The sequence below is a fragment of the Arsenophonus endosymbiont of Aleurodicus dispersus genome, from assembly GCF_900343015.1.
Taxonomy (GTDB): domain Bacteria; phylum Pseudomonadota; class Gammaproteobacteria; order Enterobacterales; family Enterobacteriaceae; genus Arsenophonus.
The window spans coordinates 545,961-570,870 of the sequence record NZ_LR025108.1 but is presented as its reverse complement, the minus strand read 5'-3'; the positions used below and the strand labels follow the sequence as shown (position 1 = coordinate 570,870).

At 32.6% G+C, this 24,910-nt stretch carries 14 protein-coding genes, 3 tRNA genes, 1 other RNA gene and 1 pseudogene; 8 read left to right on the top strand and 11 right to left on the bottom strand.

All coding sequences use genetic code 11. The annotated features are described in order from the left end of the window. Positions 1-176 precede the first annotated feature (176 nt). The gene (gene dnaB, locus WBAF_RS02125; protein ID WP_121463404.1) at positions 177-1,586 is read left to right on the top strand and encodes a replicative DNA helicase; all 1,410 of its coding nucleotides are present in this window, start codon (positions 177-179) and stop codon (positions 1,584-1,586) included. Between the two features lie 399 nt (positions 1,587-1,985). Here dnaB and WBAF_RS02510 read toward each other — a convergent pair. Further along, positions 1,986-2,169, bottom strand: a pseudogene (locus tag WBAF_RS02510) (excinuclease ABC subunit A); the annotation flags it as partial. 285 nt (positions 2,170-2,454) lie between these two features. Between WBAF_RS02510 and WBAF_RS02120 the strand changes: the two are divergent. Next, entirely contained in the window at positions 2,455-2,994 is a 540-nt protein-coding gene (locus WBAF_RS02120; protein ID WP_121463403.1) for a single-stranded DNA-binding protein, read from the top strand. Positions 2,995-4,333: 1,339 nt separating this feature from the next. Here WBAF_RS02120 and mutS read toward each other — a convergent pair. The 10 genes from mutS to rne form a co-directional block, all read right to left on the bottom strand. Next, positions 4,334-6,895, bottom strand: coding sequence for a DNA mismatch repair protein MutS (gene mutS / locus WBAF_RS02115; protein ID WP_121463402.1), 2,562 nt, complete (start codon positions 6,893-6,895; stop codon positions 4,334-4,336). 160 nt (positions 6,896-7,055) lie between these two features. Beyond that, on the bottom strand, positions 7,056-7,553 hold the full coding sequence (locus tag WBAF_RS02110; protein WP_121463401.1) for a TIGR00645 family protein: 498 nt from the start codon (positions 7,551-7,553) through the stop codon (positions 7,056-7,058). Positions 7,554-8,667: 1,114 nt separating this feature from the next. Continuing rightward, positions 8,668-9,546: a CNNM family magnesium/cobalt transport protein CorC gene (gene corC, locus WBAF_RS02105; RefSeq protein ID WP_121463400.1), complete on the bottom strand. Its 879-nt coding sequence runs from the start codon at positions 9,544-9,546 to the stop codon at positions 8,668-8,670. Positions 9,547-9,616: 70 nt separating this feature from the next. Further along, positions 9,617-10,084: an rRNA maturation RNase YbeY gene (gene ybeY / locus WBAF_RS02100; RefSeq protein ID WP_121463468.1), complete on the bottom strand. Its 468-nt coding sequence runs from the start codon at positions 10,082-10,084 to the stop codon at positions 9,617-9,619. Between the two features lie 1,587 nt (positions 10,085-11,671). Continuing rightward, positions 11,672-11,745, bottom strand: a tRNA-Gln gene (locus WBAF_RS02095). Between the two features lie 29 nt (positions 11,746-11,774). Beyond that, positions 11,775-11,859 (bottom strand) — tRNA-Leu (locus tag WBAF_RS02090). A gap of 6 nt (positions 11,860-11,865) precedes the next feature. Further along, a tRNA-Met gene (locus WBAF_RS02085) sits at positions 11,866-11,942 on the bottom strand. Positions 11,943-14,388: 2,446 nt separating this feature from the next. Next, positions 14,389-14,761: RNase P RNA component class A (rnpB, locus tag WBAF_RS02080), an RNA gene on the bottom strand. Positions 14,762-14,828: 67 nt separating this feature from the next. Then, positions 14,829-15,725 carry a 16S rRNA (cytidine(1402)-2'-O)-methyltransferase gene (gene rsmI, locus WBAF_RS02075; protein ID WP_121463399.1) on the bottom strand — a complete coding sequence of 299 codons (897 nt, stop codon included), beginning with the start codon at positions 15,723-15,725 and terminating at the stop codon, positions 14,829-14,831. A 387-nt stretch (positions 15,726-16,112) separates the two neighbouring features. Further along, a complete protein-coding gene (gene rne, locus WBAF_RS02070) occupies positions 16,113-18,698 on the bottom strand; it encodes a ribonuclease E (protein ID WP_121463398.1) in 2,586 nt (861 codons plus the stop codon). Positions 18,699-19,247: 549 nt separating this feature from the next. On the opposite strand from rne, the gene rluC reads away from it, so the two are divergent. The 6 genes from rluC (at position 19,248) to fabG (ending at position 24,841) form a co-directional block, all read left to right on the top strand. Beyond that, positions 19,248-20,195, top strand: a complete 948-nt coding sequence (gene rluC, locus WBAF_RS02065) for a 23S rRNA pseudouridine(955/2504/2580) synthase RluC (RefSeq protein WP_121463397.1) — start codon at positions 19,248-19,250, stop codon at positions 20,193-20,195. 996 nt (positions 20,196-21,191) lie between these two features. Then, on the top strand, positions 21,192-21,362 hold the full coding sequence (gene rpmF / locus WBAF_RS02060; protein WP_121463396.1) for a 50S ribosomal protein L32: 171 nt from the start codon (positions 21,192-21,194) through the stop codon (positions 21,360-21,362). 603 nt (positions 21,363-21,965) lie between these two features. Further along, entirely contained in the window at positions 21,966-22,187 is a 222-nt protein-coding gene (locus tag WBAF_RS02055) for a hypothetical protein (RefSeq protein ID WP_121463395.1), read from the top strand. 6 nt (positions 22,188-22,193) lie between these two features. Beyond that, positions 22,194-23,147, top strand: coding sequence for a beta-ketoacyl-ACP synthase III (locus WBAF_RS02050; protein WP_121463394.1), 954 nt, complete (start codon positions 22,194-22,196; stop codon positions 23,145-23,147). Positions 23,148-23,166: 19 nt separating this feature from the next. Continuing rightward, complete coding sequence (gene fabD / locus WBAF_RS02045) at positions 23,167-24,099, top strand: ACP S-malonyltransferase (RefSeq protein ID WP_121463393.1); 933 nt, start codon at positions 23,167-23,169, stop codon at positions 24,097-24,099. A 7-nt stretch (positions 24,100-24,106) separates the two neighbouring features. Further along, entirely contained in the window at positions 24,107-24,841 is a 735-nt protein-coding gene (fabG, locus tag WBAF_RS02040; protein WP_121463392.1) for a 3-oxoacyl-ACP reductase FabG, read from the top strand. Positions 24,842-24,910: the final 69 nt, after the last annotated feature.

Here is a 24,910-nt window from a genome sequence, read left to right as displayed (position 1 = left end):
AATATTTTGCTATGTTTGATTAAGGAATATGAAAATATTTTCCTATTTTCTATAAAATAAAACAAGGCAGAATAGTTTAGGTTGGATATCAAATTAAATGATCTAATTATCACGAAATAGCAGTAAATAGCATATACTAATGAGCTACTCAATTGATTAATCGGTAAAAAAGTGCTATGGTAAAAAAGTATTCCACAGAAACAGTATTTATTGGTCAGAAAGACCCTCAAATAGAGGGACTAAAAATGCCACCTCACTCCTTAGAAGCTGAACAATCGGTACTAGGTGGATTAATGTTAGATAACGAACGTTGGGATCATGTCTCAGAAAGAGTAACTAATGCAGATTTTTTTAGTAGACCACATCGCACTATTTTTAGTGAAATACAACGTCAGCTTGAGCAGAGTAGACCAATTGATTTAATTACTTTATCTGAATCATTAGAGCAACAAGGTGAATTAGATAGTGTCGGTGGCTTTGCATATTTAGCTGAATTAGCTAAAAATACTCCAAGTGCTGCCAATATTAACGCTTATGCAGATATTGTACGCGAACGTGCTGTTGTTCGTAACATGATTGTGGTGGCAAATGAGATCGCTGATGCTGGTTATGATCCTAAAGGGCGAACCAGCGAAGAGTTACTAGATTTAGCTGAATCACTGGTTTTCCAAATTGCAGAAAATCGCGCTAATAAAGATGACGGTCCAAAAGGTATTGAAGAGATACTTTTGGAAACAGTAGAAAAAATTGAACATTTATATCAGAAACCTCATGATGGCATCACAGGTATCTCTACTGGTTACCAAGATCTAGATCGAAAAACAGCAGGATTACAAAACTCAGATCTGATTATAGTAGCAGCTCGTCCTTCCATGGGCAAAACGACCTTTGCGATGAATTTATGTGAACATGCGGCAATGACAGAAGAAAAACCAGTTTTGATTTTTAGTCTAGAAATGCCTTCCAATCAAATAATGATGCGTATGTTAGCTTCCTTATCGCGTGTTGATCAAACTCGTATTCGTACTGGGCAACTTGATGACGAAGATTGGGCGCGTATTTCCAGTACCATGAGTTTGTTGATGGAAAAACGTAATATGTACATTGATGACTCTGCTGAATTAACACCGACAGAAGTTCGTTCACGTGCTCGCCGGGTTTACCGTGAACATGGTGGTTTAAGTTTAATTATGATTGATTATCTTCAGCTTATGCGTGTTACTTATCTATCTGATAATCGTACACTTGAGATTGCAGAAATTTCCCGTTCACTTAAATCATTAGCGAAAGAGTTACAAGTACCAGTTATCGCATTATCACAACTTAACCGTAGTCTAGAACAAAGAGCAGATAAAAAACCGGTTAATTCAGATTTGCGAGAATCCGGCTCAATTGAACAGGATGCAGATTTAATTATTTTTATTTATCGAGATGAAGTTTATAACGATAATTCAGATCTTAAAGGGGTAGCTGAAATCATTATCGGTAAGCAGCGTAATGGGCCGATTGGAACAATACGTTTGACTTTCAATGGACAATGGTCACGGTTTGATAACTATGCTAGACCAATCTACCACAACGAATAATATATCTATAAAGCTAAAATAAGTATTGGTTATTAAAAAATCGCACAAAAATTAAATATCTGGCTGATAGTTTTGATGTTTCTCGTATTAGAAAACCAATAACATTACATGAAAATAGCATTATCTCTGATAAAATTAGGAATCCACCACATCATACTTTGATTGGATACGCACTAGTATCATGATGCATGGGACTTCATAACATAGAAGATAAATAAGGCAAAGGGTTTAGTTTGCTACCGGAAATAACCCTTAAATTTAATTTAATTACTATAATATAAAGCAGGAAAGAAGTTTTCGTTAGTGAATAGGAGGTACTAACACCATGAATCAGTTACCTTTCGTAAATGTTAGAACATTCTGGTTAAATCGTGATAAGTACAGGCTCACCAATACGAGCAAATTGATGGCGATTGAAAGCCCTTCAATATGATCAACATAATACCATTAAAGATAAAAACTGCTGACCATAGTCAGATAGTGACTCAACATAACGGCCTATACCCTTTAAAAAGATTGAACGAACCTATTAAATTAACCCAGTAATAACAATTAATTTATCGCTAAGAATAATTAAATTTATATTTTTAACATTATGAGTGCGTGCACCTCTAACTTAAATGGCATCCATATACTAAATTATGGATAAGAACATAATAGGAAATAAAACAATTTGTTATTACATAATTTTAGATAAATGTAATATTATACAATTTAATAACTAAACTTTTAAAAAATTAACAAAATTACAGTATAATTTCTTAAATAGTTTGGCAAAATCATAATTACAAAGGTTTTATTTTCATATTCAAGAACGTGTTAGCGTGTTAAACTAACAGTATTAAAACTAATTCATCAGGAATAGAGCATGGCCAGTAGAGGTATTAACAAAGTCATACTTATCGGCAACTTGGGACAAGATCCTGAAATTCGTTATATGCCAAATGGTGGTGTAGTTGCGAATCTTACTATTGCAACCTCTGAAAGTTGGCGCGATAAGCAAAGTGGTGAAATGCGGGAAAAAACAGAATGGCACCGAGTTGTGATCTTTGGTAAGATGGCAGAAGTAGCAGGTGAATATTTACGTAAAGGTTCACAAGTTTATATAGAAGGATCACTACAAACTCGTAAATGGCAAGACCAAAATGATCAAGATCGCTATTTTACCCAAGTGGTAGTAAATATTGGTGGTAACATGCAAATGTTAGGCGCGCGTGGTGGCTCACAAGAAAGTTTATCACAAAATAATCTAGCAGGGAGCTGGGGACAACCACAACAGCCGCAACAATCACAACAAACTCAGCAGTTAAGTGGTAACTTATTACCGCATGACTACCATTCCGGTAAAACTACTCCAGCTACACCAGCTGAGCTCCCAATAAATTTCGATGATGATATTCCGTTTTAAAAAACAATAGAGTTTTTAAAAAATTTCCATTTTTAAGCTCCGTGATTAGATGGTGGTATATTTTTAGAAATATAAACTATAGTTGATAACTTTTACGTTATCAGCAAGGTTTGTAAAAAGTGTCCAGTTAAAAAAATCAGTAAGTAACTCTCGTTAAGAAGCTTTTAAAATTATGAGCTCTAGGCTAGGCTTATCTCTGTTGTTGATTTTAACAGTTTTACGTTATTAATAACGCTTTTTATAAAGTATTTTAGAAGTGACAATAAAAAGATGTTAAATATCATTTTTCCATCTGTACTGTATTAACTAATTTAGGTAAATCCGCTGAATGGTTTTTATCTTAATAACGATATGCTAAAATCCTGTTTATAGCTTACTATTTTAGTAGTAAAGATAAATAAGCCATAGAGTACAACGGCATTGCAAGAGCAATGTAAATTTAGTGCATAATCATATCAATTAGCTTGGACGAAAAAATTTTCATCAAAAAATAGGTTAATATCGCTGGATTATATATTAATGATGATTCTAATAAACTCAGCTTATTTAATTTACGTTAATAACCTGCACTTCTTGATTAATATTTATCGCTTCTCGGGAAAATTAAAAGTGCTATTGTTTATTGATGATCCACAATCAATTATTAGAAATTTAATTAAATTAAGTAGACGCATTCTTTTAAACTGTAGATTAATTTTCTGGCAATAGTCTATTTTTCTGTAGAACCATGTTTAATTTGGGATTATTTTTACTTTTAGATCTTAATCTGAATTTAAGAAAGGTTAAAGTTAGCAGCCTGTCAAGAACAGATTTGGCAAGGGGCTGATCTTCTAACTATTGCTCAATTATTACGCATACATAGTTAATATGTGGTTAAATATATAGATAATAATCTTGATAGTGATCATATTGGCTTATTGAAAGCCAACTATTTTGATATAACTATTCGACATATTAGTCATTATAAAGGATTATAAATAAGGATTATAAATACGGTTACAAAAAATTAGAACATTAAGTTTAGCTAAAATATTTGATATTTTTTTTAACCATAATTTCCAGCACTTAATAAAAATGGAGTAGTTCTTATTAACAATTTTCTTATAAAGAAAATCTTAGAAAGGTTATAACCATTGTAATAGTGTATCACCGCTATATTCATCAACAACATATTTTAGCAACAATAGCAAAGCTACTTTGTGTAGCTGTTAGTTCACACAACATATGATCACATAAAATAATAATTATATATGACTAACTTTATCTCCCCACGATTGCGGAGTTTTACAGGCTAAAACCCGGTGAATTAGATCAAGTTATTTTGCATCATATAACATAATTACTTCACCATTTCCTTTAAACGATAAATCAATTCTATCGCCTCGCGAGGTGTTAATGCATCAGGATTTAAATTTTCTAGTGTTGTAATGACCGGTAAAACTGGTTTTTCCACTACTTTTACTAGTAGGGAATTATCAATAGATTTATTTGCTGGCAACGTGGATAGCATTTCTAGCTTGATTAATTTCTGTTTTGCTCGTTGAATAACCTTAGCGGGGACACCAGCCAGTGAAGCCACTGCTAAGCCATAACTTCTACTAGCTGCACCTTCTTGAACATTATGCATAAATACGATCGTGTCGTCATACTCTATGGCATCCAGATGAATATTAACCACACCTTCCTGCTTATCTGTCAAATGGGTTAATTCAAAATAATGCGTAGCAAACAAAGTCATAGCTTTAATCTGGCTAACTAGATTTTCTGCGCAGGCCCAGGCAAGTGAAAGACCATCATAGGTTGATGTGCCACGACCAATTTCATCCATTAATACTAGACTTTGTTCTGTTGCATTATGCAGGATATTAGCTGTTTCTATCATTTCCACCATAAAAGTTGACCGACCAGCAGAAAGATCATCAGTTGCACCAACTCGCGTAAAGATCCGATCAATTGGGCCAATAATGGCTTTTTCTGCTGGAACAAAGCTACCTATATAAGCAAGCAATGTAATTAGTGCTGCTTGACGCATATAAGTACTTTTCCCGCCCATATTGGGTCCGGTAATAATTATCAAACGACGTTGTGGCGACAGATCTAATGGATTAGAAATAAATGGCTCACTAAGTACCTGTTCAACTACTGGATGGCGCCCCGCAATAATTTTTATGCCAGGTTTATCATTTAAAATTGGGCAACGATAGTCTAAAGTATCGGCGCGTTCAGCCAAATTATTGAGTACATCTAATTCAGCTAATGCTTCAGCACTAGTTTGCAACGCTGACAGATGTGGCAATAATAGATCAAAAAGTTCTTCATATAGTTTTTTCTCAAGCGCTAATGCTCTACTTTTAGAAGTTAACACCTTGTCTTCATATTCTTTCAATTCAGGTATAATATACCGTTCGGCATTTTTTAGGGTTTGGCGACGAATATAATGAATAGGTACTAAATGACTTTGTCCTCGGCTAACTTGCAGATAATAGCCATATACAGAATTAAAACCGACTTTTAAGCTATCGATGCCTAATTTATCTTTTTCTCGTAATTCAAGTTTTTCCAGATAATCATTAGCACCATCAGTCAATGCGCGCCATTCATCAAGTTCTTTATGATATCCGGCTGCTATCACCCCTCCGTCCCGTAATAACACCGGAGGGTTATTAACAATGGATTCTTCCAATAAGGTTTGCAACGATGGAAAGGAACTAATGCGTGACTGTAAATTTTTCAAATAAGGAAATTCAATCTTATCTAAGATAGTGTGAATATCAGCCAATTGTTGAAAAGCATTACGCATGCGTACAAAATCACGAGGCCTTGCTGAACGTAGTGCTAAACGAGAAAGTATCCGTTCTAAGTCACCTATTTGGCGTAGAAAAGGTTGTAATTCGAAATTATAACCTTGAAGCCCTGCTATCGCTTGTTGTCGATTTAATAATCTATTTAGATTACGTAACGGATTATGTAACCAACGTTTTAGCATACGGCTACCCATCGGCGTTACACAGTGATCAAATATAGAAACAACTGTATTCTCGATACCACCAGATAAATTTTGTGTCAATTCAAGATTACGACGCGTAGCTGTATCAAGGATAATAGTATCTTTTTGCTGCTCCATGATAATACTATGAATGTGGGGTAATGCTGTACGTTGAGTATCTTTGACATATTGCAATAAGCAACCAGCTGCTCGCAATGCTAATGTCGCGTTTTCAACTCCAAAACCCATCAAATCCTGGGTACCAAATTGCATATTTAATTGTTGTCTAGTGGTATCTAATTCGAACTCCCATAACGGACGACGACGTAGTACTTTATTATTTTCAAATAGCGTAACATCAACAAAATTTTCTGGGTAAAGTAGTTCGGCCGGTCGGGTACGTTGTAATTCAGAGCTTATGGTGTTTAAATTAGCCATTTCACTAATAATAAAGCGGCCGGAAGTGATATCTAAAGTGGCATAACCATAACGATTATCTTCTTGCCAAATAGCAGCTAATAGATTGTCTTGACGATCTTGTAGTAATGCTTCATCAGTAACGGTTCCTGGCGTTACGATGCGAACAACTTTACGTTCGACGGGGCCTTTGCTGGTAGCTGGATCACCGATTTGTTCACAGATAGCAACCGACTCGCCTAATTGAATTAATTTGGCTAAATAACTCTCTACTGCATGATGAGGTACGCCAGCCATAAGAATCGGTTGCCCGGCCGATTGCCCACGCCTAGTTAATGAAATATCAAGTAATTGTGCTGCTTTTTTAGCATCATCAAAGAATAATTCATAAAAATCACCCATTCTATAAAATAACAAAATATCAGCATGTTGTGCCTTAAGCAGTAAATACTGCTGCATCATTGGGGTATGGGAAGCTAAATTTTGATAATTAGTCATATTTTTTAACTGTTTTAGTTTGCAATATTGCTGGTAATACTGACTTGCTTCAGCACTACTTAAATTAAATAACTTAAAATTTATAAGGAAATAATTTATAATAATATAATTTTCTCCCTATTGTTATTTAGCAACGAATAAAATAATTTAAATAAATTCACTAACTTTTAGTATTTTTACTCATCCTATCAATATAAGCCATCCCAAAAGCAGATAAAACAAAAGCTAAATGGATAATAACACTCCACATTATTTTATTATCTGGTACTTTTTCAGCTTCCATAAAAAGTCGTAAAAGATGAACTGAAGAAATAGCAACTATTGATGAGGCAACTTTATTTTTAATAGAATTAACGTCCATTTTCCCCATCCAGCTTAATTTTTGATGTTTATCATCAATAGTCATTTTTAAAATAAAATTTTCATAACCTGAAAACATCACCATAACCAAAAGCCCGCCAACCAGCGTAATATCAACTAGTGATAAAACAGTTAATATTAATCCTGATTCAGTGATAGTGAAAAGTTCAGGAATAATATGAATTATCTGCTGAAAAAATTTTAAAGTAAGTAAAATAAATCCAAATGACAGTCCTATATAAACAGGAAATAGTAGCCATCTTGATGCGTAAATTATTTTTTCAATCGACTTTTCCATGTTTTTTATCCTTTTTTTATTTGAAATTCTAAATTTTCATTATTAAAATTATTTTTTCTACTTTTAAAAGAATAAAATTTTAGATACTATTTTATCTAGTAATTTTGCTAATTATAATTAGCGCTAGATTAAAATATTTCTCAATATAAAAGTGTTTATTAAATTCCATTCATAAATCGGATTTCGTACCTAAAGGTAGTTTATCATTAAGTGTAATTTGGAATATTATTATGTTTTGAATAATATAAATTATAGGTAATTCTTTGTTACTAGTAACAAAGAATATGTACAACACAATAAGCTACCGCCATTGGTTTGTATTTATCAGTATACTAAAATTGGCAATAACTCTTATCATATATTTATTTTCTAGATTAGATGAGAATCGATAATTATCGGTGATTATATTACAAAGTTTACTATTAGGTATATTATTACAGCGGCATTTATTTCAAAGTTTAGGCAATTTCACTGATATTGAATATGATATTAATCAAATTAAAATTCGGTATTAACTATCAAACCTGTGGTTAGTTAAAAGTTTGTCTAATAGAAGTCTACATCTGTAGTACAGATTTTTACAAAAAATAATGATATTTTTTGTAAAAAAATCATTATCCATCATTTAACCTTATCAAGTTCAATATAATATTATCAATTAAATTATTACTATAATAGAAGTTCATAATAACCTGTTGGGAATTAAAAGTATAAAATCAGAGCGTATTTATAAAAGTAAAATAAATGAAACGGTTTAAACTACTTGTAGTAAATTCTTTAATTAATTTAAAGAACATAACAAATTATAAAAATATAATCATCTACAATAATATTAATTACAACAGCCGTTAGTTTAATAGGTTGGTTTGCGGTGCAAAATGCAGCGTTTACTAATAGGCTTATGGTTAAATAAAATTATTTTTATTTTAGACAAACTTATTGGGATTTTTACCTTTATTTTTATAAAAACTAATAAAAATATTCTTTAGTAAACGACACAAGTAGAAAAAATCTGGCTGATAAAAATAAACTTTTAACCCCGTGATTTTAAAATAATGATAGGACCAATAATTTTACCACTGATATTGATATAGTATCATTTTATTCATTAATGCTATTTTTCTACAAAAGTTGGGATGGGTGCTTGAGCCGGAATTTCTACCTGCACTTGAATAATTTTACGGCTATCAACTCTGTTAATTTTAAATATATAACCATCAATTTTTATGATCTCTCCTCTGGCAGGTAAATGTCCGAATGCTTTAATCACCAAGCCACCAATAGTATCAACTTCTTCATCGTTAAAGCGCGTGCTAAATGCTTTATTGAAATCATTAATCTGAGTTAGTGCACAAATAGAGTAAGTATATTTACTTAGTTGTCGGATATTAATATCTTTTTCATCATCATATTCGTCTTCAATATCACCAACAATTAATTCAAGAATATCTTCGATTGTGACTAAGCCAGAAACACCACCAAATTCATCTATTACAATTGCTATATGATAACGTTGTGAACGGAACTCTTTTAATAACAGATCAACTCGTTTACTTTCAGGCACAACAACAGCTGAACGTAATACTTTATCAATATTGAATGGTTCAGCATCAGTACGCATAAATAACAGTAAATCTTTAGCAATCAATAGACCTTCTATATGATCTTTATCTTCACCAATTACTGGAAAACGAGAATGGGCTGAGTTGATAATCACATCAAGACATTCATCTAACGACTGATTTAATTTTAAAGTTACTATTTGAGAGCGAGGTATCATGATATCCCGAACATGCTCACCGGTAATATTTATTACCCCTTCAAGCATTTCTCTAGTATCAGGATCAATAACGTCTTTTTGCTCTGAATCACGAATTAGTTCAACTAAATCATCACGATTTTGGGGTTCACCGTGAAAAAATTGGTTTAGTCGCCAGAAAAAACTCTTTTTAGAGTGATGATTATCATTGTTTGATGGATGGTCTTCGCTCATGACGTTTTATTAAAACTTCTCTAAGTAGTTTATCGTATCGTAATCGGTTAGTACAAACGGCGCATTATAGTTACACTTTTTCATGCTGATAAGGATCTAGATAACCCAATTTTTGCATAATTTCAGTTTCTATTATTTCCATTACTTCTGCTTCATAGTCATTTATATGATCATACCCTAATAGATGAAGACAACCATGTATTACCATATGCGCCCAGTGAGCATCCAGTTCTTTTTGTTGTTCAATTGCTTCTTTTTCAACAACTTTACAACAAATAATCAGATCACCGAGGAAGGGTAATTTAATATTATGTGGTGCTTTAAATGGGAAGGAGAGCACATTTGTTGGTTTATCTTTTCCTAGGTACTTCATATTTAAATATTGACTTTCTGGTATATCGACAATACGAATTGTAATTTCACTTTTAGATTTAAATATTGGCAGAAAAGTTTTAAGCCAATGTTGAAATGTATTTTCACTGGGTAGTTTATCATGAACACTACAGGCAAGCTGGAGATCAAGAATAACTGATTGCAAGCAAGTATCTACTTCAAATTTCCTATTTTTCATAGGCAATCACCACCTTTGCTTAAAATTACGGACTACATAATCACTATTAATTAATTCTAATTTCTTTAATTTTAGAAAGGACTTCAATCGCGTGGTATAAACCTAATGTATGGCCATAAAGTAGAAAAATTTTAGTTATGTCTACTTTGATCACGATTTTATAGTTAAAGCAGATACTGATTATCAATGTTTTTATATGTTCAATCATGATATTCTAGATTTCATAAAGAGTAATAAACACACCATTTACTGTATAACCTCATATATAGGCTATATAGTGCTACTTCAATCACATTGCTATCAATCAATTTTTCTACTATTTTAAAAATCAGTCATTTAGAACAATAAATCATAAAGAGGCAGTAAATAAAGATCAATTTTTTAACTGATATCAACTGGCAGAAAGCTTGTTTTTACCAGCCCCAATAGTCGAGTTAGTTAGTATAATACCAAGTATTTATTGACGTTATTAGGCATCAAGGGCCGCATTTTTAAAAAATAGGTTAGGTTAGACCAATACCGAAAGTAATATATTGAGCTGCCTAATTCACCTCATTGCGCGGTTAATTATACGATTCAAATAAAACATAATCACAATATTATCTTACTACCTCATTGAGCTTTTTAACAAATTAAGCAAGTATTTATCAGTATAATATTAGCTTCTTCAGCAATATCTGTTAATTAACATCCGTGGATGCTGTTGAGCAGGTTAACTATTTTAAATAAATCATATTCATACCATGTTCTAATATAGAGTTTTTTATTTGTCAACATTTTGTATAATCAAAGTTTTAAATAGCAAAATCAGTCGTACTGAGATATGTATTAAATTAGAAAATTTTAATCCGTGTTTTATTCGGTTATAGCATTGGTAACCAGTATGGTTGATGTTGATAGATTATTACTTAATAAAAACTAGGCCTAATATTAGATTGATGACTATTAATCACTAAGTTGATATGAATAGAACAGATAAAAATTATACCATTGTAATGGTTTTGGGTGCAGCCATAGCAATTGGCTGCTTAGTAAAAAAAGTTTGCTCCTGTTAACCTGCACCTTTTATTCCGTTAAAACAGCCTTATTTACTAGTTTTAGCACTCAGTTGTACTTGTACTTTGGGAGATGGCGGTGGAATAACATTATAAATATGAGCATAGGTACTTTAGATAAAAAACCAATTAGATTTATTATTTTTTTATAATTCATTAGCTACATAATATATATAGCTGTTTGTTTTTTTAAATAGATCGTTATATATATAAGTAATATGATCTATTTATTAAAGCTAAGTATTAGTAACACCAAATTATATTAAGATCAAAAATAAAATTAATTGCCGACAAATTTATAATAAAATGGCATTATTTGAATAAATTATCAAACAATTACTGTATTTTTCGGCTACCTTTTACTATTAGCAATATTTAACTAAAACATGCTAGAAATAAACTAGCAAAATTATTGTTAATAAAAATATTTTTTTACATGTAACTTATTCTTTTTAAATGAAGCTCAGTATTTTTGATTTTTATAGTTTATTAAACTTAATGGCTGGGGCACCAGGATTCGAACCTGGGATACCAGGATCAAAACCTGGTGCCTTACCGCTTGGCTATACCCCAACGAGAATATGAATAATTTTTATAAAGAATGGTGCGGGAGGCGAGACTTGAACTCGCATACCTTTCGGCGCCAGAACCTAAATCTAGTGCGTCTACCAATTTCACCACTCCCGCAAAATATGGTGGCTACGACGGGAATCGAACCTGTGACCTCATCATTATGAGTGATGTGCTCTAACCAGCTGAGCTACGCAGCCATCTTTTGAGCAAACTTTATCGAAGTTGCGGGGCGCATTATGCGTATATCAACCTGAGTCGTCAACTGATTTTTTTACAATTTATGCAGAAAAGTATCGTATCTGTTTGTTTGGGTTGAAATTATTTTGTCGATAAAATCAACCCAAAATAACGGAGTTATAATCAAATAATAATAGCTTTATATATTCAATATATAAGTTAATTAAGTTAAGCTATTCTTGCTAATGCAACGAATGATGCTGTTTTAAAAAAAACGTAATAATTTAAAATCATCTTATTAGTTTATTGCAGTAAAATGCAATTGGTTATCAACCTATTTGCTAATAGGAAAAAGTAAAACAATTAGCGCAAAATATTGTATCTCTATCTCTAGACTGCTACTTCATAACGATTAAGAATAATTTTTCTATAATCTGTTTTAATTAAATGTTCATGGCTATACTATAATTAAATTATTTTCTACTTTTTGGATCAGTTTACGTGATGAGTGAATATGCTTCAGCGAGCATTTTACTGTTTAAGGATTAAAGTGCTAATGTAGCAGTAGTTAAAGTATAATCTCACATCAATGCTATAAAAACATAATGTTCAACAATAATGTAAATTTGTAGTCTACCACCGGTAAACGCTTGTTGGGCGACTTTTCAATTAAGCTACACACTATGGAAGTTTTTTTTAGTTATGCTAACAAAACAAGCGACAATTAACTCTATTCTAAGAACTAAATTTGATAAATAAGACCATATTGATCAATAATTCGATATACCATATCACTAGTTAATTGTTTAACTAAATAAATATTACCAATTTACTTCAAGATGTCATTGTTACTCATCAGTATATGTATATATACTCATTAAAGTGCTATTTTACCAAAATTAACAATTGTTTTGGGGATGATGAAGTTATAATTTAATACGGTAAAATTTATAATCTTATATTTCTGGATAAAATGTAGTAATTCATAACGCTTAATCTAATGCAATACCTACATATTAAACGATATTTTTGATAATATCTATACTTGTTAAGAATGAACCACTTAATATACTATTTTATCAACACATAATAAATTACCATAATCTATATCATCTGGAATAATTACTGCATATACATTAGGAGTATTGTAAATATAACTAACTAATCGGTAGAAGTATAACAAATATATTCATAATTATGGGTACATATAGGTAGTCATTTGATTTTTTTTTGCATAATTGATAGAGTATCAGTTTAGATATTTGCTGGATTATCATTGATATGTACAAAAACGCATCTATTTACTTATAGATAAATAAATATCTAGCACTAGGATTATATTTTAAAAATACATGAAATAAAATATTCTGATGATAATTAAGTAATTAACCCATAAAATAGAAACTGAATAATAGTTCAGTATTTTATAATATGTATAAATAATACAGTTGGTTAATACATACATAATATTATACTATTATAGTATAAATAAAAATATGATAATAGGTAAAATTATTTACTTATTCTAGTTTAATAATAATTTCAGAATTTAATTAGTAAATTAATAAATGATGTCAAATTATAATTGACAAAATATTTTAAGTTTTTTGTCGGAATAGTCTACATATAATTAATCGATATTTATACCACAACTAATGCCTTATTGGCGTGGTAGCATTCATCAATATTAAAAGTAACTATATATTAAACACTAATTTTACCTACTTTCAAGATATTAATTAACTCATGAGAGGTATATAGTTGTGTTACGCCTATAGGCAGTCCTAATAGAAATGGATGTTCAGGTGTTAGATTAAATTGATTAATTGTACTTATAATATAAATAATGAAAAAGGCTAACATATTTAATAGTGCTATTTAAATATTACTATACTGCTAGTGAAATAGATAATAACCTTTCTATCGTTTTAGGTGCAGACGATCTACCAATCTAATAAGTTATTCAGCCTAAAAATATAAGGTATTTACTAGTCTAGCTAACAGTCTTGTGAAATGAAGATCTAACTATTCTATTGTTAATACGCTTATTTCACTAACTCCCGAAGTGGTTAAAAAATTATACCTGACCTAACGACTAAGCTATAATTATCAAAATACCGTTATTTTTGTTGAAATAAAAATTAAAATACTAAAAGATATGGAAGCTAGTTTAATAAAATTATAAAATATAAAAGGCTTAAAATATCACTAAGAATATTAATTGTAAAATAAAACATAAATTTTTAAAATTGGATTAATTGCTGGTGTAAAGAAAATTACTCCTCATATTTATAGCTTTATCATTAATCAAGCAACCTATACCGTCTGACGTCAAAAAATTACTTGAATAAGCAGTGCTTATAGATATTATCGATAATAAAGAATTGTTTTATTAATTATATTGCACTCCTAAATAGTAAAAAAATAAAACCCCGTTATAAGTTTACTTATAATGAGGTCTTTAATGTTTTGAATCAGCCGATAAGCCGGGTTCTGTCGTAGACAACCATTCATCTAGGACCGCACTTGCGTACTGTCTCAAGCAGCCTACCCGGGTTCGATACGGGCCGCATCTGTGATCCCTGTTTGGCCTTGCTCCGGGTGGAGTTTACAATGCCGCAAACTGATGCCAGTTGCGCGGTGCGCTCTTACCGCACCCTTTCACCCTTACCTGTGCTTAATAGCCATCGGCGGTTTACTCTCTGTTGCACTAGTCGTAAGCTTTTGCTCCCCAGACGTTATCTGGCACCCTGCCCTATGGAGCCCGGACTTTCCTCCCCTCTATTATCCAATCACTGATAGTAACAAATAACAGAACAGTGGTTGTCTAGCTAACTCTAGCATATTACTATAACAATTTAATATTACTTTGTATAGTTATTTATCTTAACTAGCTAACAGCTAATCTACTTAATTACATTATCAGCACTAACTTGTTGTTCAAGAATATATTTATATAATGTATTATTCTTTAACCCATAAATTTCTGCTGTAATTCCTGCCGCTTTTTTTAACGGCAATGATTGTTGTAGTAACGCTAACGTTTTCATCACATCACAGGAAATGACTGGTTTACTATTTTTTGCTACCCTATAACCCTCAACTACTAATACCATTTCACCCCGATAACGATTTTCATCAAATTTTACCCAATCAAGTAGTTCTCCAACCGGCAAACCATAAATTGATTCCCAAGTTTTTGTTAATTCCCGAGCTAAAACAACATAACGCTTAGCACCCCAAATAGCAACCATATCAGCTAAGGTTTCTAATAAACGATGAGGTGATTCATAAAAAATAAGTGTTCTAGAATTCTTAGTTAACCCATGTAAGACATCTTGTCTGCTCTTCCGTTTTGCGGGCAAAAAACCTTCATAACAAAATCTATCTGAGGCGATACCAGAAGCAGAAAGGGCTGTCATCGCTGCACATGGACCAGGTAAAGGAACTACCAGAATACCTGCTTGATGACAATATTTTACAAGATGATAACCAGGATCATTAATTATCGGGGTCCCTGCATCAGAAACTAATGCTATACTTATTCCTTGTTTTAATTGAGTAATTAATTGATCTGTTTTCTTCTGTTCATTATGAACATGTAAGGATATCATGCGGTTATTAATAGCAAAATGCTGCAATAATAAACCGGTACGACGAGTATCTTCAGCTACAATAAGCTCTACTTGCTTAAGGATCTGCAATGCACGCAGAGTAATATCATCTAAATTACCAATAGGAGTTGGTACAATATATAGCGTTGATACCATCTTTACCTCTTTAGTTTGATTAGGTTCATTCATTGTTTATTCCTAATAACCGATTAAAATTGATCAATGATAATTAAATCACTGGACAAGTATTATCTTTTCTATTTTTGCTAAAATAGATCTGTATAGTGATACTATTAGCATTTTTATTAGTAGTATCTCATTCCTCAGTAAATCAAAGTTGAATCAACTGCCGATGCCACCATACAGACCAACTATAAAATCAGCAACTATATTGAACAATAATTAAAAATATTCAGTAGAGTAAAAAAATCTTTAAAGCTTTGACAACCTGTTACTAGAGCTGCCAATCCCTAGGCGCTTCAATATCATGAAGCAATTTGATGATTTTATAAAAAGTTTTCGCTCAGTATGACGTTCATTAAATAACCTAAGTTATAAGTTATACTACATGACGTATTAAAGGCGATCTATTTTCGCTAATTTTATATGGACTAGAGATGATATTTTATTCAATTCATTGAGCTTAATTGGGTAGATAATCCAGACTTTACCTGAAGATAATTCAGGCGAGGCAACAGCCATTTTTAATGGGACTAATGATTTTATTTGATGTTCATCACGATAGCGACGCCGCCGTTGCCCACTAACACGTAAGTGGCGCACAGATCTTCTTGATCTGCGCGGAATAATTCTCTCTTGTCGTTTATTAGTATAATTAGCGGATGATTCTTGATATTCAGACTGTGCTGTGAGCAGCACATCTATGGTTTTTTGTTTCGATATTGATTCAGCATTTGGCCAAATATAGTCGGCAGTTAACGCAGGTACTGCATCTACACCATTGGTAATATGATATTCTTTATCAATAGGTAGTTGTTGTTGCTTAGTCATACTATTTGCCACCGACATAGATTGAACCTGAACCAGTTGGCGCTGGTGACGGCGAGGAGAGATAACAACCATTCTTTCTGTTTCAGACTCTTTCTTATCTAGTGGTTTCGTTTTAGTTTCAAGTTGCTGCTGTTTTTTTTCTTCCTGACGAAGGGAACGTGCAGCACGCTGTTCGCAATGCTGTTGTTGAGTTTCACATACAGCACTATCTTGAGTATCATTACAATAACTCTGCTGATTACAGCTCTTACGCGATTGATACTCATTGGTATATCCGCTATTTTGACGGTTATCGATATTATCATTCTGTTCACGACGTTGAGTTGGCCGACGATTATTACGCCGATTATTATTACGTCGCTTATCATTACTGCTATTCAATTTTATATCATTTGTTTCAATTGGTCGTTGTGATTCGATAAATAATTTTTTCAAGAAAGAGGTAATTCGATTAAATAATCTTGTTGAAGTTTGCTTATTAATTGATTTACTTTGTTTACTTAATTTGCCATTAACAAACACAGCATTTTTAGTATCTGCTTGAGATTGGATAGCAAAAGTAGAAATAGCTGGTTGTTCAGGTAACTTTTTCTCACTAGTGGTATCATCTGCTAAATTATTTATTTCAGCTTCGTGGTATTGCGCAAGATAGTAACTTAATGATGAAATTTCTTCACCTTTACGAATGCGGATTACATTATAATGCGGTGATTCCATCTGATCGTTAGGAACAATAATAACACGTATATTGTGTTGCCGCCGTTCAATTTCATTAACAGATTTACGTTTTTCATTCAGTAGATAAGAAGCAATTTGTACCGGTACAATAGCATGTACTTCATGCGTATTTTCTTTTAAAGCTTCTTCTTCAATCAAACGTAAAATAGAGAGTGAAAGTGATTCATTATCACGGATTGTTCCTGTACCGCCACAACGTGAACAAACGTGATGACTAGATTCACCAAGTGACGGACTTAAACGTTGGCGTGACATTTCAAGTAGCCCAAATCGCGATATACGAGTTATTTGGATACGAGCTCTGTCTTGACGTACAGCTTCACGCAGGCGATTTTCAACTTCACGTTGATGTCTAACAAGTGTCATATCAATAAAATCAATAACAATCAATCCACCTAAATCCCGTAACCGTAATTGACGAGCAATTTCATCAGCTGCTTCTAAATTTGTTTGCAAAGCTGTTTCTTCTATATCGCCACCACGGGTTGAACGTGATGAATTGATATCGATAGCAGTTAATGCCTCAGTAGTGTCAATAACCAATACACCACCAGACGGTAAACGAACTTCACGCTGAAAAGCGGATTCAATCTGTGATTCGATTTGATAGTGGCTAAATAGTGGAACATCTCCACTGTAGTATTTAATTTTACTTGTAAAACCTCCACGACCAATAGCTTCAATATGAAGGTGGGCCATCTCGACAATTTTAGCATTATCAATCAGGATTTCACCAATATCAGTGCGCAAGTAATCACGAAACGCACGCACAATAACATTACTTTCTTGATGAATAAGGAAAGGTGCTGCTCGGGTTTCTGCTGCTTTTTTTATTGCTTGCCAATGTTTAAGACGATATTCTAGATCTTGTTGTAGAGTTTCTGCTGATTTACCTACACCAGCAGTACGGACAATTAATCCCATACCATTGGGTATTTCTAATGATGGTAATGCTTCTTTTATTTCTGTGCGACATTCACCTTCAATACGTCGTGATATACCACCTGCACGTGGGTTATTTGGCATTAATACAAGATAACTACCTGCTAAACTAATATAAGTAGTTAATGCTGCCCCTTTATTTCCTCGTTCTTCTTTATCAACTTGAATAATAACTTCCTGGCCTTCTTTTAAAACATCTTTTATGTTTGGGCGACCATAGGGTTGATAATTACTCGGAAAATATTCCTGTGCAATTTCTTTAATTGGAAGAAAACCGTGTTTTTCTGATCCATAGTCAACAAATGCTGCTTGCAGACTAGGTTCTATACGGGTAATTTTGCCTTTGTAAATATTTGCTTTTTTTTGTTCGTGTCCAGGATTTTCAATATCTAGGTCATAAAGACATTGCCCATCAACAAGAGCAACGCGCAACTCTTCTTGTTGAGTGGCGTTAATTAACATTCTTTTCATTACAAATACTCATTTTTCTACTAAGTCAAAAAAGTTACGACTAAAAATTGTTACTGTTAACTGATGGCTTCGTAACTTTTACAAGATCATTAATCGAGCAAGTGGAGATTATATTGAAACACAATTTTTCGGTGAAGCTACGTTTAAATAAACTTATGGATACTTAAATTAGTACTGTTGCTGAATTTATTCAATGTATAAGGTTAACTAACCTAATAAATCTTTATTCACAATTCAACAATTTATTTTTTATTGTATACACTGTCTGACAACATTGCTAAATTTATATGTCATTTTAAATACATCGATCTAAAATTACGCTAACACTTGTTTTAATAAATATCATGGCAACTTTTAATTATTCCACTGCTTATAGGTAGTTATCAAGATAACTTTTGCTGTTTATTGCATTTTTATAGATAATAATAAGAAACAATTTCTTTAATAAATAACTTAACAAAATTTAAGCAAAAATTGAAACAAGTAATCATAATATTAGATCGCAATATTTAACAAACTTAAATATTAATAACATATTATAATTAAATTATGATAATTCATAATCAAGTTCAGTTTGTTACTATCAATAATGATCAAGCAGGCCAACGTATTGATAATTTTTTATTCACACGTTTAAAAGGTATTCCTAAGAGTAGAATTTATCGCCTTATTAGAAAAGGTGAAGTAAGAATAAATAACGGTAGAATAAACCCTGAATATAAAGTTCAAGCAGGTGATTTTATCAGGATCCCCCCAGTTCGGTTAGCGAAGAAACAAAAGAATGTTATTTCGGCTAAATTGGGTAAAGTGGCCATATTAACTGATTATATACTTTACGAAGATCAGTATCTACTAGTTTTAAATAAACCTTCCGGTATGGCTGTTCATGGAGGTAGTGGGGTAAATTTTGGCGTTATTGAGGCTTTACGCGCATTACATCCTGAAGCACATTTTTTGGAACTTGTCCATAGATTAGATCTGGAAACATCTGGTGTTTTACTGATAGCGAAAAAACGTTCAGCGCTTAGGGCATTACATCAACAGTTAAGTCAGAAAAAAATACAAAAACAGTATGTTGCACTAGTAAAAGGGCAATGGCCGTCGCATATTAAAGTTATTCAAGTACCTTTATTAAAGGTAATTTCCCAAAATGGAGAACGAATAGTAAAAGTTAACAGCAATGGTAAATATTCAGAAACCTATTTTCAAATTAAAGAACGCATTTCTAATGCTACATTAGTAAATGCATTTCCAATAACAGGGAGAACACATCAGATTAGAGTACATGCGCAATATGCCAAGCATCCTATTGCATATGATAACCGTTATGGTGATCCAAATTTTGATAAAGAATTAACATTTACTGGTTTAAAAAGACTTTTTTTACATGCTAGTTCGTTAATTTTTATTCATCCAGTCACGGGAGAAAAATTAACTTTTAACGCCCCTTTAGATCAACAACTTAAGATTTGTTTAGCATTATTACGTAAGGAATAATACATTGCCAATTAAATATGCAAATCAAGTTGAATTATCAACTAGTTTTATTTATATATGTAATGAGATAATTAATTTTACAGATTGGTGTTATCAACGCTTAACATATTGATTTTAAAAATTAAATTTAGCAACCTAAAGCATTTTGATATCGTCCAATAAGTTGTTTTAATAATATTATACATCAACATTCTGACATCAAAACTATCACGCATTGATAATGATCTTCTTTAGTGCTTATTAGATAATTTTTAATTAATTTATATATCCATTAAATATCAACAGTAAAAGTTTCAAATTTAGCATTGTATTTTACGGTATTTACTATATGCTTGGTTGCTTTATTATGAATATGTAGGATATTTAGTAACTAATTATTTTGCTTTTTCAAAAAACTAAGCTAGTAACAAGAAAAGTTGTAGATTCATTAATTAATGCTAACTTTGGCAATAGTTGATTGCATGAAGATGACATAGAGGTCAATAAAATTGATTTCATCAAATATCTAAAATAGATAGTCAAATGATATGAGATATTTAAAACTAAATTAATATTTAATCGCCAATTTTGGTAAAAAAGAGGAAAAGCAAGATTTTTCTTTGACTATATCTCATTACAAATATAAAATAAGCGCTTTATACAAAGCGCCTTATACAAAAAGTTAAATTACCCTTAGTTGTTATAAAGGGCTACTATGGTGCCTATGTCACATTAAAATGTGAACATCATGGTAAAATTATTAACCACCATAATATTCATGTAACTTATTCTTTTGGTCCTGTCATTCTTACCAGAAGAAGATGAGCAAATTACTAGTGATAAATTTAGTAAAATAGATTTGCTAGTAATGATTAAAAATGAAATAATTATCTCTTTGCCAGTAATCTAGTTTCATAACTCTGGATGTGTTTTTGGTTAGTTATCTAACGAGGAAAAAATACAAATGCATTTGCCATTTTAGTTAATTTTAAAAAAAATACTTAAGGAGTAATGGCAATGGCCGTACAAAAAAATAAACCTACTCGTTCTAAACGAGGTATGCGTCGATTACATGATACATTGAAAAATGCCGAAGTATCAGTAGATAAAACTTCTGGTGAAACTCATTTGCGTCATCATATGACTTCTAATGGCTATTATCTTGGCCGTAACTTTTTTAATAAATAGTTGTTGTGTTAATTATTAAATTATTAATGCCTTGGCTAATTTAACCTTATACAAGGTACGATGCACACCCTATGTTAATGTACCTGCCTGCATTGCAGGCACTCCTTTGTAACCAACAGTTAAAATTATTAACTGGTCAGTATTCCCAAAATTTTAAACTTATCAATTGCAGATCTATCTGCGTGCAGAACAGCTATTTCTGCTAAGAATGCTATTACTAATGACATTAAGCCATTATAAGTAAGCAAATTAAAGACTATTCAACGTAGATTGTTTGATAATTAGTTAGTTCTGGTCAGTCTCAAGCATGTATTAGTGCTGGAAATATTGGTGTACTTATTGGGTTAGCAATAATTATGTTGCAAAAATAAATAGTTTTGAAAAACATCATTGATAATGATTTTGCTAAATCAAAAATATGATAAAACCGTTATACCTGATTTAGGCGCTAATGTTAAATGATATAGTTTGCTAGTACAATTTGACGTGATAAAAGCTAATATATTTATTTATGACTATTTCACAAGTAATGCCAAGTTAACAAAAATGAAAGTTCTGACATCATGGATGATAAAGTTGATTAAACCGTAGTTACAGAAAAATATCTCAATCCGTTTTGGGCACTTGGATCCTGATCCATATCATGGTGATTCAATTCTAGGATTACATGGCATTGTAATTAATGGCATGGTAATTAAAAGTTATGGAGCGGCAAACCTAAAAGCATTTAAAGCTGCAATTGAACAGACGATTCAGAAGGTAGAAAAGCAAATTCCTGATAGAATTTCAACTAGCTTGAATACCTTACTACCCAAGAGTGATTAGAGCAAAATGTATACAAAAATCTTAGGTACTGGCAGTTATTTGCCTGTACAGATTCGTACGAATGCTGATTTAGAAAAAATGGTAGATACTTCTGATGAATGGATAACTACCAGAACAGGGATTAAAGAACGCCGCATTGCCACAATCGAAGATGACGTATCTACAATGGGTGCTAGCGCTTCGCAAAAAGCTTTAGCAATGGCTGGCATTGCAGCTAATGCAATTGATTTAATTATTGTAGCAACGACTTCTTCTACCCACGCTTTTCCCAGTGCCGCGTGCCAAATTCAGCAAATATTGGGCATTAAAATTTGTGCAGCATTTGATGTTGCTGCTGCATGTGCTGGCTTCACTTATGCATTAAGTATTAGTGATCAATTTATTAGAACTGGTATGGCGAAGAAGGCATTAATTATTGGTTCTGATGTATTATCTAGAGTCTTAGATCCAAATGATCGGAGTACACTTATTTTATTTGGTGATGCTGCTGGTGCAATCGTAGTCGGTTGTTCAAAAGCGCCAGGAATTTTATCAACACATTTACATGCTAATGGTAATTATGGTGATTTATTAACTTTACGCCATCAAGAGCATCGTAAATACTTAGAGCCAACTTATGTCACAATGGCTGGTAATGAGGTTTTTAAGATCGCCGTAAATGAATTAGCTAATATTGTGGATGAAACATTAGAAAAAAATGCACTAGATAAATCAGAATTAGATTGGTTAGTGCCTCATCAAGCTAATTTACGTATTATTCAAGCAACCGCAAAAAAACTGGCTATGCCAATTAATAAAGTTGTTATTACCCTGGATAGACACGGTAATACTTCAGCAGCTTCAGTACCTACTGCTTTTGATGAAGCAGTTAGAGATGGCCGAATACAGCGAGGGCAAATAGTATTGCTTGAAGCATTTGGTGGCGGTTTTACTTGGGGTTCAGCGCTGATCCGTTTTTAAATTATACAGGAAAATAACAATGTCTAACTTTGCAATGATCTTTCCTGGCCAAGGTTCTCAATTTATGGGCATGTTAGCTAATCTAGCAAAAGAGTTTGCAGTAGTAGAAGAAACATTTGAGGAATCTTCTAATGTCTTAGGATATAGTTTATGGGATTTGATCCAAAATGGCTCCGAAGAGGAATTAAATAAAACTTGGAAAACGCAGCCAGCACTTTTATCTGCATCTGTAGCAATTTTTCGAGTATGGAAGGAAAACAAAGGAAAAATTCCTAAACTAATGGCAGGCCATAGTTTAGGTGAATATTCTGCATTGGTCTGTGCCGATGTTATCGATTTTAAATCTGCGGTTAAATTAGTAGAACTACGCGGGAAATTTATGCAAGAGGCTGTGCCAGCAGGGATAGGTGCTATGTACGCAATTATTGGGTTAGATAATCAATCAGTATTAGCATCATGCCAGCAAGCTGCACAAGGACAAATAGTTTCTGCAGTTAATTTTAATTCACCAGGGCAGATTGTTATTGCTGGTGAAAAGAATGCTGTTAAGAGAGCAGTAGCCTTATGTAAGGCTACTGGTGCAAAACTTACTTTACCGTTGGCTGTCAGTGTACCTTCACATTGTGCATTGATGCAACCAGCAGCTAAAAAATTAGCACAAGTATTAGAAGCAGTTGTATTTAATAAGCCTAATATTGCTGTTGTAAATAATGTAGATGTTAAAATCGAAAATTCAGTAGAGAGTATTCGGCATGCTTTAATCAAGCAGCTGTACAAGCCTGTACGCTGGGTGGAAACAATCGAATTCATTGCTAAGCAAGGGATCGTGCAACTATTAGAAATAGGGCCAGGCCAAGTATTAACTGGGTTAAATAAGCGCATTGTGAGTACGATTAATTCAGCAGCAATTAATGATACTAAATCATTAATTACTGCGTTGATAAATAATTGAGAAAAAAATGAGTTTTGATGGAAAAATAGCCTTGGTAACTGGGGCAAGTCGTGGTATCGGGCGCTCAATTACTGAAATGTTCGCTGAACGTGGTGCTCAAGTAGTTGGTACTGCTACAAGCAAAGAAGGTACCGAGGTGATTAGTGGCTATCTTGGTAATAAAAATAAAGGTTATATATTGAATGTAACTGACACTAAATCTATTGAGAGTACTCTATCTAAAATTCGTAAAGAAGTTGGTGAAATTGATATTTTAGTCAATAATGCAGGTATTACTAGTGATAATCTCTTGCTGCGAATGAAAAAAGAAGAGTGGAATAGAGTTATTGATACAAACTTAACTTCTATATTTAGTCTATCCAAAGCTATAATGCGTTCAATGGTGAAAAAACGTTATGGTCGCATTATCTCTATTGGTTCAGTTATAGGTACATTGGGTAATGCTGGACAGGCAAATTATGCCGCAGCTAAAGCCGGTGTTATCGCTTTTAGTAAATCATTAGCGCGTGAAGTCGCTACACGTGGTATTACGGTAAATGTTATTTCACCCGGGTTCATAGAAACCGATATGACTCGAGCATTGACAGATGAACAACAAGCAAGCATATTAGCTAATGTTCCGGTAGGGCGTCTAGGTGATGCAAAAGAAATTGCCAGTGCTGTAGCATTCTTATCCTCTGATGAAGCTGCTTACATCACCGGTGAAACATTACATGTCAACGGTGGCATGTGTATGAGTTAAAAATCCATGAATCATTTGCATGGTTAATGCTAAAATAGCATATAATGGTGCTAAATAAGGTTAGCATAG

Bases quoted from the DNA above. Each gene is read 5' to 3' on its own strand.
- dnaB (WP_121463404.1), top strand. From the start codon at position 177: ATGGTAAAAAAGTATTCCACAGAAACAGTATTTATTGGTCAGAAAGAC.
- mutS (WP_121463402.1), bottom strand. From the start codon at position 6,895: ATGACTAATTATCAAAATTTAGCTTCCCATACCCCAATGATGCAGCAG.
- fabG (WP_121463392.1), top strand. From the start codon at position 24,107: ATGAGTTTTGATGGAAAAATAGCCTTGGTAACTGGGGCAAGTCGTGGT.
- rsmI (WP_121463399.1), bottom strand. From the start codon at position 15,725: ATGAATGAACCTAATCAAACTAAAGAGGTAAAGATGGTATCAACGCTA.
- WBAF_RS02120 (WP_121463403.1), top strand. From the start codon at position 2,455: ATGGCCAGTAGAGGTATTAACAAAGTCATACTTATCGGCAACTTGGGA.
- WBAF_RS02110 (WP_121463401.1), bottom strand. From the start codon at position 7,553: ATGGAAAAGTCGATTGAAAAAATAATTTACGCATCAAGATGGCTACTA.
- rne (WP_121463398.1), bottom strand. From the start codon at position 18,698: ATGAAAAGAATGTTAATTAACGCCACTCAACAAGAAGAGTTGCGCGTT.
- rpmF (WP_121463396.1), top strand. From the start codon at position 21,192: ATGGCCGTACAAAAAAATAAACCTACTCGTTCTAAACGAGGTATGCGT.
- WBAF_RS02050 (WP_121463394.1), top strand. From the start codon at position 22,194: ATGTATACAAAAATCTTAGGTACTGGCAGTTATTTGCCTGTACAGATT.
- fabD (WP_121463393.1), top strand. From the start codon at position 23,167: ATGTCTAACTTTGCAATGATCTTTCCTGGCCAAGGTTCTCAATTTATG.
- corC (WP_121463400.1), bottom strand. From the start codon at position 9,546: ATGAGCGAAGACCATCCATCAAACAATGATAATCATCACTCTAAAAAG.
- rluC (WP_121463397.1), top strand. From the start codon at position 19,248: ATGATAATTCATAATCAAGTTCAGTTTGTTACTATCAATAATGATCAA.